12 protein-coding genes are annotated in these 13,764 nt (G+C 62.0%); 6 read left to right on the top strand and 6 right to left on the bottom strand.

Features of this window, described 5'->3' with window-relative positions:
* Nucleotide 1: 1 nt before the first annotated feature.
* Genes QZY03_RS03875 through QZY03_RS03855 form a run of 5 tightly spaced genes read right to left on the bottom strand, consistent with a single transcriptional unit; the run spans nucleotide 2 to nucleotide 5,054 of the window.
* Nucleotides 2-352 (bottom strand): HepT-like ribonuclease domain-containing protein, encoded by a 351-nt coding sequence (locus tag QZY03_RS03875; protein ID WP_295578437.1) that lies wholly within the window; start codon nucleotides 350-352, stop codon nucleotides 2-4.
* A complete protein-coding gene (locus QZY03_RS03870) occupies nucleotides 342-650 on the bottom strand; it encodes a nucleotidyltransferase domain-containing protein (protein ID WP_295578436.1) in 309 nt (102 codons plus the stop codon). The genes QZY03_RS03875 and QZY03_RS03870 overlap by 11 nt, the downstream gene beginning before the upstream one ends.
* A complete protein-coding gene (locus tag QZY03_RS31975; protein WP_363168339.1) occupies nucleotides 638-931 on the bottom strand; it encodes a hypothetical protein in 294 nt (97 codons plus the stop codon). The genes QZY03_RS03870 and QZY03_RS31975 overlap by 13 nt, the downstream gene beginning before the upstream one ends.
* Complete coding sequence (locus tag QZY03_RS03860) at nucleotides 928-2,301, bottom strand: hypothetical protein (protein ID WP_295578435.1); 1,374 nt, start codon at nucleotides 2,299-2,301, stop codon at nucleotides 928-930. Before QZY03_RS03860 ends, QZY03_RS31975 begins: the two co-directional genes overlap by 4 nt.
* Nucleotides 2,301-5,054 carry an N-6 DNA methylase gene (locus tag QZY03_RS03855; RefSeq protein ID WP_295578434.1) on the bottom strand — a complete coding sequence of 918 codons (2,754 nt, stop codon included), beginning with the start codon at nucleotides 5,052-5,054 and terminating at the stop codon, nucleotides 2,301-2,303. The genes QZY03_RS03860 and QZY03_RS03855 overlap by 1 nt, the downstream gene beginning before the upstream one ends.
* Nucleotides 5,055-5,208: 154 nt before the next feature.
* Here QZY03_RS03855 and QZY03_RS03850 point away from each other — a divergent pair, with 154 nt between their 5' ends.
* Entirely contained in the window at nucleotides 5,209-5,352 is a 144-nt protein-coding gene (locus tag QZY03_RS03850; protein ID WP_295578433.1) for a hypothetical protein, read from the top strand.
* Between the two features lie 184 nt (nucleotides 5,353-5,536).
* Here QZY03_RS03850 and QZY03_RS03845 read toward each other — a convergent pair whose 3' ends face one another.
* On the bottom strand, nucleotides 5,537-7,330 hold the full coding sequence (locus QZY03_RS03845) for an ATP-dependent endonuclease (RefSeq protein WP_295578432.1): 1,794 nt from the start codon (nucleotides 7,328-7,330) through the stop codon (nucleotides 5,537-5,539).
* A gap of 336 nt (nucleotides 7,331-7,666) precedes the next feature.
* On the opposite strand from QZY03_RS03845, the gene QZY03_RS03840 reads away from it, so the two are divergent.
* The 5 genes from QZY03_RS03840 to QZY03_RS03820 all read left to right on the top strand — a co-directional run bounded on the left by QZY03_RS03840 (nucleotide 7,667) and on the right by QZY03_RS03820 (nucleotide 13,385).
* Nucleotides 7,667-8,746, top strand: coding sequence for an ADP-ribosylglycohydrolase family protein (locus QZY03_RS03840; protein WP_295578431.1), 1,080 nt, complete (start codon nucleotides 7,667-7,669; stop codon nucleotides 8,744-8,746).
* A 344-nt stretch (nucleotides 8,747-9,090) separates the two neighbouring features.
* A complete protein-coding gene (locus QZY03_RS03835) occupies nucleotides 9,091-10,719 on the top strand; it encodes a thiamine pyrophosphate-dependent enzyme (RefSeq protein ID WP_295578430.1) in 1,629 nt (542 codons plus the stop codon).
* Nucleotides 10,720-10,728: 9 nt separating this feature from the next.
* Nucleotides 10,729-11,223 (top strand): 2-oxoacid:acceptor oxidoreductase family protein, encoded by a 495-nt coding sequence (locus QZY03_RS03830; RefSeq protein ID WP_295578429.1) that lies wholly within the window; start codon nucleotides 10,729-10,731, stop codon nucleotides 11,221-11,223.
* Nucleotides 11,224-11,526: 303 nt separating this feature from the next.
* Nucleotides 11,527-12,861, top strand: a complete 1,335-nt coding sequence (locus QZY03_RS03825; protein ID WP_295578428.1) for a phenylacetate--CoA ligase family protein — start codon at nucleotides 11,527-11,529, stop codon at nucleotides 12,859-12,861.
* 86 nt (nucleotides 12,862-12,947) lie between these two features.
* The gene (locus QZY03_RS03820; RefSeq protein WP_295578427.1) at nucleotides 12,948-13,385 is read left to right on the top strand and encodes an ACT domain-containing protein; all 438 of its coding nucleotides are present in this window, start codon (nucleotides 12,948-12,950) and stop codon (nucleotides 13,383-13,385) included.
* Nucleotides 13,386-13,764 lie beyond the last annotated feature (379 nt).

Raw genomic sequence — 13,764 nt, 5'->3', positions numbered from 1 at the left:
GTCAATCCTCCCCAAATTCGGTCAAGAGATCCTGCACGGCGGAGCCCAAGGTCGGCAGGGCCGTCTGGATCGTCGCCCACACTCGTTCATGCGCAATCGCCGCATAACCGTGGATCAACTGGTTGCGGAAGGCAACGATCTCGGGAAGACGCGGCACGCGCGCGGCCAGCACCGGGTCGAGCTTCGCGAGCTGGTTGAGCGCCTCGCCGATGATCTCGAATTTGCGTTCCACCGCAGAATGCACCAGGGCGCTTGCGACATAGGCCGACAGATCCAGGCCGGCGACGAAACCCTGAATGTCCGTGACCGCCACGCGGACATCCCACAGATAGGCGCGCGGGTCACGCGGCATAGATCAGCTCCCGCGTCCGTTCGATGTCGGCACGCACATAGGGGTTGCGCACGGCCCGATATTCCACCAGATCGACGCCACGCCCGAGCAGGCGTTCCAACTCGGTTCGGACGCTGAACCAGCCGCCCAGATCGGCCTGAGCATCGGCTGCGAACTCCACGAGGAAGTCGGCATCGCTGCGCTCGGGATCGAAATCCGCGCCGCGTGCGGCGGAACCGAAGACCTCCAGTCGTCGCACCCGGTAGCGACGGCAGACCTCGGCGATGGCGGCGCGCTGTGCGGCGATCAGCGAATGCATTGTGACGTTCCCGGTACCTGACCGAATCGCCCATCCCGCACGGCGTCGATCTCCGAAGCGATCTCGGTATCCGTGAGCGTCGCGGCTCCCGACAGCGTCTGAGAGTCCTTGAACAGATCCTGGAACCGGTCAGCGAGCGCGGCACGCTGGAGGGCGATCTCGGCATTGATAAAGGTCGGGCAGGCGGCCTCAGTGGGCAGGAACTTCTCGGCAAAGGTGGTCTTGCCGGCCCCGTTCGGTCCGGCAATGATCAGGATTTTCCGCTCGGGTTGACCGGTCACGCCCGCGCGGCCTCTTCGATGAGTTGTTCGACGCGGGATTTGGCCTGTTCAAGCAATTGCTTCGATTCGCGTTCGGCAGCGGCGGCCTTTTCGTGTAGCCCTCGTAGCTCTCTCTGTAGCGACTCTGGCGCGGGCCAAACCAGAAACCTGCGGATGTCGAACGGATAAAGCTCCAGTTGCCCCGAGGTTCCGCGCTGGAACATCTCCACCTGCATCTGACCCGCCGCACTGTTGAGATACAGCGACAGGTAAACCGGATCGAGATCGTCCGACCGCAGAATGGTGACATGGTTATCCGGGACGGCAGGCTCCGCGATCAGGTAGGGCGCTGCCCGTCCAAGGGTTCCGCGCCCTGTGCCGTTCAGCAGGGTGTCGCCATCACGGATCTGGAGGTTGCTGTCTGGATTCGCCGCTGCAAAGCGATTGCCATCGATCAGGACTCGATTTGGTTGGACGTGCTTCGAGTTGATCACCCGAAGCCCGGCGGACAAGTAAATCGGTTGCTTTCCCCGCTTGCAGAATGTCAGATGCTTTCTAAGCGGTGAAAGGGAAATGCCGCGAGGTAAGGATCTCGCGAAATCGTCAAAGGCGGGGTAGTAATGCTCTGGATCGAAACGTCTTGAGGTTTCAAGCTCGCTAAACTGTGCGGTGTAACCAATCGGTTTCTTGTAGGTCAGTTTATCTAGACCAAGCTCGACTTCGAGTAACCGCTCAGCCTCAGAGTAAAGCGCAATAGCCTGGGTGCTTAGTAAGAGAGCATTACCGACAAAGCGTCTAATTAACTCTTGCTCGCTATTCGGCAGCACCGGCACGAGAAGCTTAAAAATATCTCTTAAAATTAAGCCGCCCTGGGCGGTACCACGAGAATGCCTCGCAATTTGATATTGCCCGAACTTACCAAGCAGAAACGCGGCTAGAACATAGGGATCAACTACACCACTAGGATGCCGCCTGACAATTCCAATCTTACAACTACCTGTGCATCGGTTTGCATTTGATGTAACTACGGATATGGTTCCAGTGCTTGCGCCGACTATGCAGATTAGAACGTCTTCAGGCAAGAAATGCGAACGATGCATGTTTGCCTGATCATATATGCGTCGCGGAATTCGAACCGGCGTGGCTTTCTCAAGAAAAAACCCATTAAGGTCTTGCCCGCGGTAATAGGGTACGGCATCATATTCGTCAGTAAACCACCGCGACACTTCCAAATGGTTGCCGTCAGAAATGTCGAAATACCGGGCGATCACGGTCGTCTCAATGCACGTAAGCTGCGATTCCGCTTCCAAGAAAGCAGGATGAAAGAATTCGGCATCAGCACGCCCAGATGCCATAAGCGAGTGGTGGTTGGCGACGCTCCAAACAGCCATCACTCCACCTCCCAAAAGCCAAACGATTGCTCCTGAGCAAATCGAACAAACGCCTCCGCCACGCAAAGCTGCTCATCCGGAATCTGGCTCGCATCGGCCAGGTCGTCCGCCCGCAAGTCGTAATTCACCAAATCCTGATTGACGACAAGCTGCCCTTCCTGCGGATGTCCGTCCGCAAACTCGACTAGGCTGCCGTCTGCATCAAGCACGTGTTCATAATCGCCGGAGTTGTTCTTTCCGCCGCGTTCGCTCACCGCCATGAAGATGGGATAGTCGAGCTGCTTGGAGACCTCGGCGGCGATCCAACGCTCTTTGAGAGTGCCGATCAGGTCGTCGTCGGCCAGGATCAGCTCCAGCCGTCCGCGATTGGTGAGTTGTTTCAGGTCGCGCTCGGCCTGGGGAATCCGGGTCTCCAGCGCTTTGATCTCGGCTTTGATGGACTTCTGAGCGGCCTTGTGCCGCTCTTTCAGTGCCTTCAGGCTCACCTGATAGCCTTCCCTGACTTCCTTCACGCGCGAGCGAAGCGCAGCCTTCTCGCCGCTCCAGCTTGCGCTGAGCGCGTCGACCTCCTGGTCTTTCTGCTGCTCCAGCACCTCACGGTCGCTCTCCAGATCCATTAACCGCTGTTTAGCCCTCAGTAGCGTGGCCTTGAGGTCGTTCAGTCGTTCCTCGGCGAGCGCGACCGGGTCTTCATCCACGCCGGCGGTTGCCTCGTCGTCGCCGTTGTCCTCATCCCCGTTGCCCTTCGTCGTGTCCTCGGGCTCGGCCTCGGGCTCGCTGAAGGTCTCGACGATCAAGTCCGCCACTGCCTCGGGGATGGCGTCCTCCGGCACGTCGGCAGCGTCCTGATGAACGTCAAGCAGACTCGCGATCTCGGCCTCGTAGTCCGGACAGGCCACCGCAACGGCGTCATGCACCTGGGCGATTCGGTTGACCTGCTCTTGGGTGTATTTCTGCACGAACAGCACCGAGGTCTTGGTCCCGGTGTGCGGCTTGAAGGTGTTGGGGTGCAGACCGACCACCGCGAGCAGCCGAGCCTTCTTCAGTATCCACTCGCGGATAAAGGCGAGCGAGGAATTGTTGAACTTACCTTGCGGAAGCACGATGGCCGCGCGTCCGCCGGGTTTGAGCATCTTGAGGATGCGCTCGATGAAGAGGACATCGCGCTCTTCTTTCGGCTGCTTGTCGTCCCCGGCGCGCTTGAGCGCGGGCCGGGCCAGCTCGTAGTGCACCAGCATCTTACGGTCTTTCATTTCGCCGGCGAACGGCGGATTTGCAAGGATCACGTCGAACTTAAGTTCGTCGAAATAATCCCAAGCCTTGCTGTCGTCGTTGAGAGGTTCGTTTGGTGGAATCAGCTTCGCGGTGAGGTTGGCGTTGCGCAGTCCTTGCATCAGCGCCTGACCAGAGCCTGTTTTATACCAGGACTCAGGATTCAAACTGCTAACATCCGGGCCGAAAATGTTCGTGTGGCCATCGCCGGCAATCAGCATCAAAGCGCGGGAGGTTTTTGCTGCCCTGGCTTCAAAATCAATCCCCCAAAGATACTTGGCAGCGTAGTTGTGCTTCCTCTTAAATCGTTGGTCGTTATCAGTAACGGAGTAGCACCAATCCATGGTGTGCAAAAGGAAGCCACCTGAACCACATGACGGGTCTATCACGTACTCTTTACGTTTCGGATTGAGCATGCGAACACACATTTCCACGACATGGCGCGGGGTAAAAAATTGGCCTTTCTTTTTCTTGGCTTCAGTCGGTAGCAAGTATTCAAACGCATCGTCCATGATACGTAGGCTTGAGCCCATAAGGCGTACGCCTTGGATAGGACCTACGCAAATGTGCAGATGGTCTGGCAGTAGTTCAATCTGCTCGCCAGGCTTAAAAACGCCTGGCCATTCAGCGCTGGCTTTTAGAAATAGTGAGTTGATACGATCATAGGTGAGCTGCGGGTCACTCGTCGATTTACCGAATTCAACCGTGGCGTCGCGCCGTACTTCCGCCGCCTGCTTTTCATCCCAAATTTTGGCGAAGATCAGCTTGAAAATTTCATTGAATTCGTCAGCCCCCCCAATGTCAGCCAATACCAGTTCTTCAAGGATCTGAATGATGTTCTTGAAGTTGAAGTTCTTGCTGAGCTGCAACAGGGTCTTCTTTGTTTCCAGTACATCCTTCGGCGACTCTCCGTGCTTAGGGATGTCGAATAGCGTGTCATCGAACTGCGCCGGGTAGGGCCGATAGAGAATGATGCTGTCGGCGCCATTGGACCAAACGGCCACCGGCGCACCCTTGGCGTTCATGTAGCTCTTGAGCTGCTCGATACCGTCCTTGCGCTTGGGCCGTTTGCACTCGATGATGAGCTTGGGCGTCGTCTTGGTCGCGTCCGTGTAGACGATGATGTCCGCCGCTTTCGTGCCGATCTCGGTGCCGAACTGAACGCTCTTCTCCAGGTCGATCTGGTCCGCATGGTAGCCGTACTGGTGAATCAGCTTGTAGACCCAGAGCTGACGAATGATCTCCTCCGGCGCCGATTTACCGCCCTCGACATAAACCTGAACCTCCTCGTTGCCGGAAGAAAATGGAATGAAGCTTTTCAGGAAATACTTTGTTTTCCCGGCGTCCTTTCCGCTCGCGATCACTTTTGGGTAGATCGTGAGGATCTCGTGAATCGGCTTGTCGAGGTTCTCGAACTCGGTCAACTCGTATGGGATGCCGGGCTCCTTGAAGATACGGTCGATGACTTCCTTGGTCTGCATGGTGATTGGTGTGCTCATGGTCCGGCTGGCTGGTTCAAAGTGCCTGGGTTGGGTGACTTGCCGAGTTGTCGACGTCATTAGGGCAACCCGACAGGTCGGGAGCCGCAAGGGCGTTGTGGCCGCAATGGTCTCGAATGCACGGCAATTTACAGGAATGTCGGCTTCGATCCAAGGACTGGACCGGCTGCCGGGCGTGGGGCGCCCGCATGTCCAGTCGCGGCTCGACCAAGGGTTTCTCGCGGCGGCCTTGATCGTAATGCCGGTCGGCGGCGCGCGTAGTCAGGGCTTCCAGCCCTGAGGGTGTCAGGCCAGGATGGCCTGACTACGCACCCGAGCCCAAGTGGCCGGAATCTTGATCGAGGCCCTCCCGGCAGGTGGTACGGGTTGATTCACGCTGCCGCCAGTGATCCTGGCCGCGCGCTCCGCCTCCGACTGTGCGGCGGATCTGCCGCTTGCGCAACCGCGACTGACGCCCGCGTTGCCTATGCTTCCTCGCCAGGGGCCGCCCCAGCAAAGAGCGCCGCGAGCAAATCCAGCTTCTCGGTGACTTCCTCCGGGAGTCCCTGGGGGTCGACGAAGTCAACGAGTCGATAAAATTCCCCCTTGCGCAGCAGCATCGCGTGTCCCAATCGGGCGGCAAGGCGTCGGAAAAACGCCTCGGCAAACTCGCTGAGTTTCACCCTTTCAGTTCTCGCCTCCCACAGGAGCCGAGCCGCCGCCTGATCGAGACTTCGCCAAATCTCGAGGTCACGGGCACGTCCGCCAAACACGCGCTCGGTAATCAGTTCGTCAAGGACTTCATCAATCTCACTTTGAAACTGTCCAAAGAGGGGAAGGTGCTGGTAGCTCCGAATGGCGAAGTTCCTTAACAGCTCAGGCGTGATGAAGTAGTTCTCGGCCTCGTAGCGACTCCAGTAGACAGTATGCAGTCCGCCCTCGTCCGAGTCTTGCCGTTGTCTACCGTCATTGTCCAGGATCGCCAGGCCGGCGAGGCTGGGAACCATGTTACGAAGGGCGAAGAAGTGCTTCTTCGGTGTCACACCGAAGCCGCCCTCCACGCGTTCCAGCTCGGAATTCAGGTTGGGGTCAGGGAAGTTGTCTTGAACATAGAAGGCATTGACCCGCTCGTCCCATAGCTTCGCCACGCGGTGACCCAGGCGGTTTGCCAGCGCCTTCAATATCTCGAGATCGGTGCCGCCTTCGACATAAAGAACATAGCCCCGCTGGCGCGCGCGGACGTAGTGTTCCGCGCCGTAGTGCTTGAGGGCGTTCTTGATATCCGACTTCGCCGCGATATCGTCGGTCTGACCGCCCAATAGAAGCGTGAGGTTGTGGTCGAGCGCTTCCTCGAGGATCACCTCCGAGTGGGTGACCAAGATCACTTGGGATTCGTTCTCGGCCGCAATCTCGCGCAGCAGCACATAGACCTGCTTCTGGCGCAAGATCTCCAGATGGGCGTCCGGTTCGTCGATCAGCAGGACGCTGCGTCGATGTGAATAAAGATAGGCAAAGATCAGGAGCATCTGCTGGAAGCCGCGCCCCGCCAGGGCGATATCCAGCGGCTCCTTCACCCGCTCTTGCCGGTAGAATAGAGTGATACTGCCACGCGCGGTCTCGGTGGGATCCCCCAGATCGACCGTGAACAAGCGTCGCATTAGGATAGCGATGCGGCGCCAGTCCGCTGGGGCGTCTTTAAACACCAGCAGACACAGGTTGCGCAGTACCTGCGCTGTCTGGCCCTGTCCCAATAACACACCGATGCGCCCCGGCTGGAGAATCGGTTCCTCGGTTTCCAGGCCGGACATGGGGTATAACAGTTCGACATTGAGCGCGGCCGCTGTTTCGATGAGATCCGGTCGTTCCAGGGCGGCATCGTCGGGCGTGCAATACACTAGCTCGTCGCCCTGATTGCGGAAGCGAACGGTGACGGGTTCGATTTTATTTCGATGGAGCACGCCGAGCGTAATCAACAGCGGGATGTCCGTGTTGCCGGTACGCACCGCCGTGTTGTGCCAGAAGTAGCGCGTACGCGCAACCGGCACCGAAACGATGTTCAGGCGGTTGAGCGAGGTCGACGTGCGCTCCTTAGGCGGTGCTTTGCCTTTACTGGCCCGCCAGGTCCTGACTGCCTGGGACCAGAGGGCGATGGCCTGGATCGCCGTTGTCTTGCCGCAGTTGTTGGGGCCGATGAGCACGGCCGGATGGTCCAGCTCGATGCGCTGCCGGTCACCGAAGCGCTTGAAGTTCTGGATCTCAAGATAATGAAGCAGGCGCATGGGACATTCCGTCTCGGATAGCGAGCTGGGCGTGGCTGTCGGCGCTCAAGGCGATGTCCTTTCCTCTGTGTTGCGGGGCGTTCCGCTGACATTATACGTAACGCGTGGACAGCGCGAGCGTCGGCCGTCCGCGCGACCGTTGACCTCGGTTCGCGACTGGTTTTGCCCCTTGGAAAGCCGCTCGATGACACCGGTTGATTCACGATCGGCGGGCCGCATCAGTGGCCGGGATCCCCGGCGCGCTGCTGTGCCCGAGCGGGTGGGTGCCGCCAGTCAGCGGCCGAATTGACGCCCGGCTGTCCGGGCTTCTCGTGTGTGTGTCGACGGAGTGGAGCGATGACTGAGTTGACGGTCACTGACCGGATGCGGGGCTGCCTGTGGGGCCTGTTCGTCGGCGATGCACTGGCGATGCCGGTGCATTGGTACTACGACGTGGCGGCCTTGCAGCGGGACTTCGTTACGCTGCGCGACTATCAGGCGCCGCGCGCGCATCACCCCAGTTCGATCATGCCGCTGGCCAGTACCGGCAAGGCCGGGCGCGGGGATCAGTCCGGTGAGGTGGTGGGCGGGGTCATCCTCAAGGGCCGCAAGCATCTGTGGGGCTGGCCAAACATGCATTACCACCATGGTCTGCAGGCCGGGGACAATACGCTCAACCTGCTGTGTGCCCGGCTCTTGATCCGTGGCCTGACCGCGGCCGGCGGGCCGGACCCGGCGGCTTTTCTGCGCGACTACGTGGATTTCATGACGGCGCCGGACAGCCACCGGGATACCTATGCCGAGTCCTACCACCGGGCCTTTTTCGCCAACTATGCGCGCGGCGTGCCGCCCGCCGACTGTGCCGGGGCGGAAGGGCACGATACCGCCTCGATCGGCGGTCTCGTCGGTCTGCCGCCGGTGATCCTGGCCGCGCGCTCCGCGTCCGACCGGGCGGCGGGTGCGCTGCTCGCGCAACTGCGGCTGACGCATCGCTCCGCCGGGTTGGAGCGCTATGCGCTGGCCCTGGGTGAGTTGCTGGTCCGGCTGCTGGAGGATCCGGCGCCGGCGGTCGGGCCGCTGGCCTGTGCCGCGGCCGAACGCCTGGGGTTCCCCGCCAAGGCGGTGATCGAGAAGGTCGAGCGCACGGGGCTGTCGGATCTGAGTGTGATCGGCGGTCAGTTGAGTCCGGCCTGCTACATTGATCAGTCTTTCCCCGCGGTCCTGTACCTGGCCGCACGCTATCACGGCGATTTTGAGTCGGCGCTGATCGCCAATGCCGGTGTCGGCGGGGATAACTGTCACCGCGGCGCGGTCTTGGGTGCCATCCTCGGTGCCGCCCTGGGGTTCGACGCGATCCCCGCACGCTGGATCAGCGGGCTGACGGCGCGCGCCGAGTTGGCGGCGGAAATCGACGGTTTCGTTGTCCGGTTCGTCTGAGGTCAGCGCCGGCCGGTGCGCGCCTCGGGATCGTGGTTTGCCTGGCGATGCCGGCAATTCCAAATTCGGGCGACATTGCGCAACCGCTGGTGGATGCGGCGCGCGCGACCGATGTGCCGGGTCCTCGACACCGAGCGGCGCGCCTTATCCACCCTACAACGGAGCCGGTTTTGTAGGGTGGATAAGCGTAGCGCATCCACCATCAGCCTCGCCGTCAGCAGGCTGCTGGCGGCGGCCACCCCGATTTAGAACCGCGGGGCGGTGCCGCCGCCCTTGCTGCGAGGCAAGCGCGGAGCGGATAATCGCGCGTTTCCAAATCACTGTCCGCGAGGGCGAACGAAACCATGAGCGAGTCACCGCAACTTTTGAGTGGCGACGAGGCGATCGCCCTGGCGGCGCTGCACGCCGGCGTCCGGCTGGGTACCGGTTATCCGGGAACCCCATCCACCGAGATTCTGGAAACCTTCGACCGGCTCGGTGGGCGGGCGCAGTGGTCGCCCAATGAGAAGGTCGCGCTGGAGGTCGGTTTGGGCGCGGCCTTCGGCGGGGCGCGGACCCTGGTGACCATGAAGCACGTCGGGCTGAATGTGGCGGCGGACCCGCTGTTCACGGCAACCTACACGGACCTGGCCGGCGGGCTGGTGCTGGTCTCGGCCGATGATCCGGGCATGGCCTCCAGCCAGAACGAGCAGGACAACCGGCACTACGCCCGGGCCGCGGCCGTGCCCATGCTGGAGCCCATCGACTCCCAGCAGGCCTATGACCTGACCTTGCTGGCCTTTGAGATCTCCGAGCGCTGGCAGATCCCGGTGATTCTGCGCATCACCACCCGCGTCTGTCACTCCAAGACCATCGTGCGGCCCGGCGCCACGCCGCATCTTTCGCCCGAGCCGGATTTTGCGCGCAACATCCCGTCGCGAGTCATGATCCCGGCCTATGCCAAACCGGCGCACCGCCGTTTGCGCGAGAAGATCGCCGCGATTGCGACCTGGAATGATGCGCAGGGGCCCAATCAGGTCTTCGACGGTGGGTCCGCACTCGGCATCATCGCCACCGGCATCGCCGCCGTGCATGCCCGCGAGGCGGCGCCGCAGGCGCGCCTGCTCAACATCGGGATGACCCATCCCCTGCCGCTGGAGACGATCCGGCGTTTCGCCGGCGGCTGCGACCGGCTCGTGGTGCTGGAGGAGGGCGATCCGGTGCTGGTCGAGGCACTGGCCGCGGCCGGCATCCCGGCGGAAGGCAAACCCGAGTCCTTCCGCTTCGGCGAACTGACGGTGCAGCGAGTGCGCCGCATCCTGACGCACGACCAGACGCCCGAGCCGGTGCCGCCCAAGGGCAAGCCGCCGGAGCTGTGCCAGGGGTGTTCGCACCGGGGCGTCTTCGAGGTTCTGCGCGACATGAACTGTATCGTCGCCGGAGACATTGGCTGCTACACCCTGGGGGTTTTGCCGCCATTCCAAGCCATGGATACCTGCGTGTGCATGGGGGCGAGCATCGGCGTCGGTTTAGGGCTGCGGCATGTTCTGCCGGAGGATCAGGCGCGGCGGGTGGTCAGTGTCATCGGCGATTCCACCTTCGTCCATTCCGGGATCACCGGTCTGGCCGAGATGGTCTATAACCCGCCCAAGACCGGCCATGTCGTCATGATCCTGGACAACGGCACCACGGCCATGACCGGCCAGCAGGAACATCCGGGTACCGGGCGTACCCTGCACCACGACCCGACCGGCAAGATCTGTTTCGAGGATCTGGCGCGTGCCATGGGCGTGCAAAACGTGCATGTGGTGCATTTCCAGTCGGAGGAGGGCACCCTGGAGCGGTTGCTGAAGGACTTGCTGACCCGGTCCGAGACCTCGCTGGTGGTGGCCCGTCAGCCCTGTGTGCTGGCCGCTCCCAAGATACGTTTTTACGAGAAGGCCGCGGCCGACCGGTTGCAGGCTGCCTGCCCGTCCCAGCTGGCGGATGATTGAGGTCGCGCGATGAATAAAGTCACGAATATCGTTATCGCCGGGCTCGGCGGCCAAGGGGTGCTCAAGGCCTCCGACATCCTGGCGGATGCCGCCTTCCGGGCCGGCTTTGACGTCAAAAAGAGTGAACTGCACGGCATGAGTCAGCGCGGCGGTTCGGTGAGCAGCGACGTGCGCTTCGGTGCGCAGGTGTGGAGTCCCATGGTCCCCGCTGGGGAGGCCGATGTGCTGGTCGTGCTGGAAGAGACCCAGGTGGAGATCAACCGCGGCGTGTTGCGCCCCGGCGGGGCGCTGATCGGTCCGGACCTGATCGGCCCCAACGTCCTCAAGACCCGCAAGAGCCTGAATGTCGCCCTGCTGGGGGCGCTGTCGGCGTTGCTGGAAATCCCCCAGGAGCATTGGGACGCGGCCATTCATGCCAACCTGGAGACCAAGCTGCATACGCTCAATGAGCAGGCCTTTGCACTGGGCCGGGCCGCCGCGGCGCAGCGGCCGACCGCGGCCTGAGCCCGGGAGTGGAGCACTGGAGGTCGAGGCTTTACCGTGAAAATGCGTAGTCAGGCCATCCTGGCCTGACGGGGTCGGGACTGGAACGGTCAGGGCTGGAAGCCCTGACTACGCAGCGGTCGAGAAGACTTTCATGTTCCGGGGTGGCGCGGGCGCCGGGGCCGTTAGCCGGACCAGGGCCGCGCCGACACGATGGCGACCGGCTAATAAAGCCTCGGCCTCCGGTCTTCCGGCGGCCGGATCGACGATCAAGGCCCCACTAACCACTAATCACTAACCACTGCCTTCAGGAGACGAGCATCCATGCAAACTGAGCTTTGGAACGACGCGGCGGGGGGCTTTCACCCCGTCAGTGCGCCGGACTTTCTGCCCGAGGCGCGCCTGCAAGAGGTGCAACTGCGGCGCCTGCGGGCGGTGGTCGGGCGTGCCTATGCGCACGTTCCCTTGTTCCGCCAGCGCATGGAAGGCCTGGGGCTGACGCCGGAGGCCATCGGCGGCCTCGCGGATATCGCCAAGCTGCCGTTCACCGTCAAGACCGATCTGCGTGACACCTATCCGTTCGGGCTCTTCGCGAGTCCGATGGGGGATGTGGTGCGACTGCACGCCTCCTCCGGGACGACCGGCAAGCCGATCGTGGTCGCCTACACCCGCGAGGACGTGGACGTCTGGGCCGAGGTCATGGCCCGCACCTTCGCGGCCTGCGGTCTGCATCGCGGCGATATTCTGCAAAACGCGTTCGGCTATGGGCTCTTCACCGGGGGCCTGGGTGCGCACTATGGCGCCGAGGCCCTGGGCGCGACCGTCATCCCGGTCTCCGGCGGCAACACCGAACGTCAGATCATGGTGCTCAAAGACTTCGGCGTATCCGCCCTGTGCTGCACCCCGAGCTACTTCGTGCACCTGATCGAACGCGCCCGGGAAGTCGGGGTGGATCTGCGTGAACTCCCGCTGCGGGTCGGCGTCTTCGGTGCCGAGCCCTGGTCGGACGCCATGCGGGCGCACATCGAGGCCGAGGCCGGGGTCAAAGCCTATGACATCTACGGCCTCTCCGAGATCATCGGTCCCGGGGTGGCCAGCGAATGCGCGGTCCAAGAGGGGCTGCATGTCTTCGAAGACCATTTCTACCCGGAGATCATCGACCCTGAGACCTGCCAGCCGCTACCCGACGGCGCCGAGGGTGAACTGGTGCTGACCACGCTCAGCAAGAAAGCGATGCCGATGATCCGTTATCGCACTCGTGATATCACCCGGATCATCAGCGAGCCCTGCGCGTGTGGCCGCAGCCTGCGGCGCATCCGGCGGATCGGGCGGCGCAGCGACGACATGATCATCATCCGCGGGGTCAATGTCTTCCCGTCCCAGATCGAGGCCGCTTTGCTCGAGGTGGAAGGGACCTTACCGCATTACCAGATCATCCTCACCCGTGAGCGCGGGCTGGACCAGATCGCGGTCGAGGTGGAGGTTACCGCGGAGGTCTTCAGCGACAAGATCCGTGCACTGGAGGCCGTGCGCGCCCGTCTCGCCCAGGCCATCGAGCATATCTGCGGGATTCGCGTCGACCTGCGGCTCGTGGAACCGCGCACCATCGCGCGCAGCGAGGGTAAGGCCCGGCGCGTGATCGACCAGCGCAACATCTGACGCCAGCCGCAATCGAATTTCGCCCTTCAAACTCACGTTGGAAGCCGGCGGCCGCCGGCGGCAACCACGATCGGGAGTGCCGACCTATGAAATTGCAACAGTTGTCCCTGTTTCTCGAGAACCGCCCGGGGCGCCTGGGCGCCCCCCTGGAGGCCATCGCCGCGGAGGGCATCAACCTGATGACCCTGTCACTGGCGGACACCGCCCAGTTCGGCATCCTGCGCCTGATCGTGCGGGAGTGGGAGCGGGCCAAGCAGGTCCTGGAGCACGCCGGGTGGGTGGTCAATCTCACCGAGGTGGTCGCGGTGGATGTGCCCGACCGCCCCGGCGGTCTGGCCGAGGTGCTGCGGGTCTTGGAGAGCGCGGGCCTCAACATCGAATACATGTATGCCTTCTCGCTGCGCCGCGGCGACAAGGCCATCCTGATCTTCCGCTTTGAGGACCCGGACCCGGCGATCGATGTCCTCAAGACCGCCGGCCTGCATATCGTCGATGCCGAGGAACTCTTCAGCCACTTCCCGTGAGGTGTCGACTGAAGACGGGTAACGCGTCAAGCACAAATCAGACACGAACCCAGTCGTTGTCGTTGTCGTTGTCGTTGTCGTTGTCGTTGTCGTTGTCGTTGTCGTAATCGGATAAGCGATGCGCTGTGGTCATGAGCAACGCGATGTCGACCGGGTTTCGATCCGGTTGCTGGCGGGGGCCTTGATCGTAACCCCGGCCAACGGCATGCGTAGTCAGGGCTTCCAGCCCTGACGGTGACAGGCCAGGATGGCCTGACTACGCACCCGGCGAGCCCAAGCGGCCGGAATCTTGATCGAGGCCACCATGGGCCAGGGACGGAAATTTCATCCACAGATGTCACAGATGTTCCCAGATGTTCTTCTTCATCTGTGAACATCT

Origin of the sequence: uncultured Lamprocystis sp. (genome assembly GCF_903933125.1) — a bacterium.
GTDB lineage: Bacteria > Pseudomonadota > Gammaproteobacteria > Chromatiales > Chromatiaceae > Thiodictyon.
Note: the sequence above shows the minus strand (reverse complement) of the source record. Positions and strands in the feature narration are given on the sequence as shown.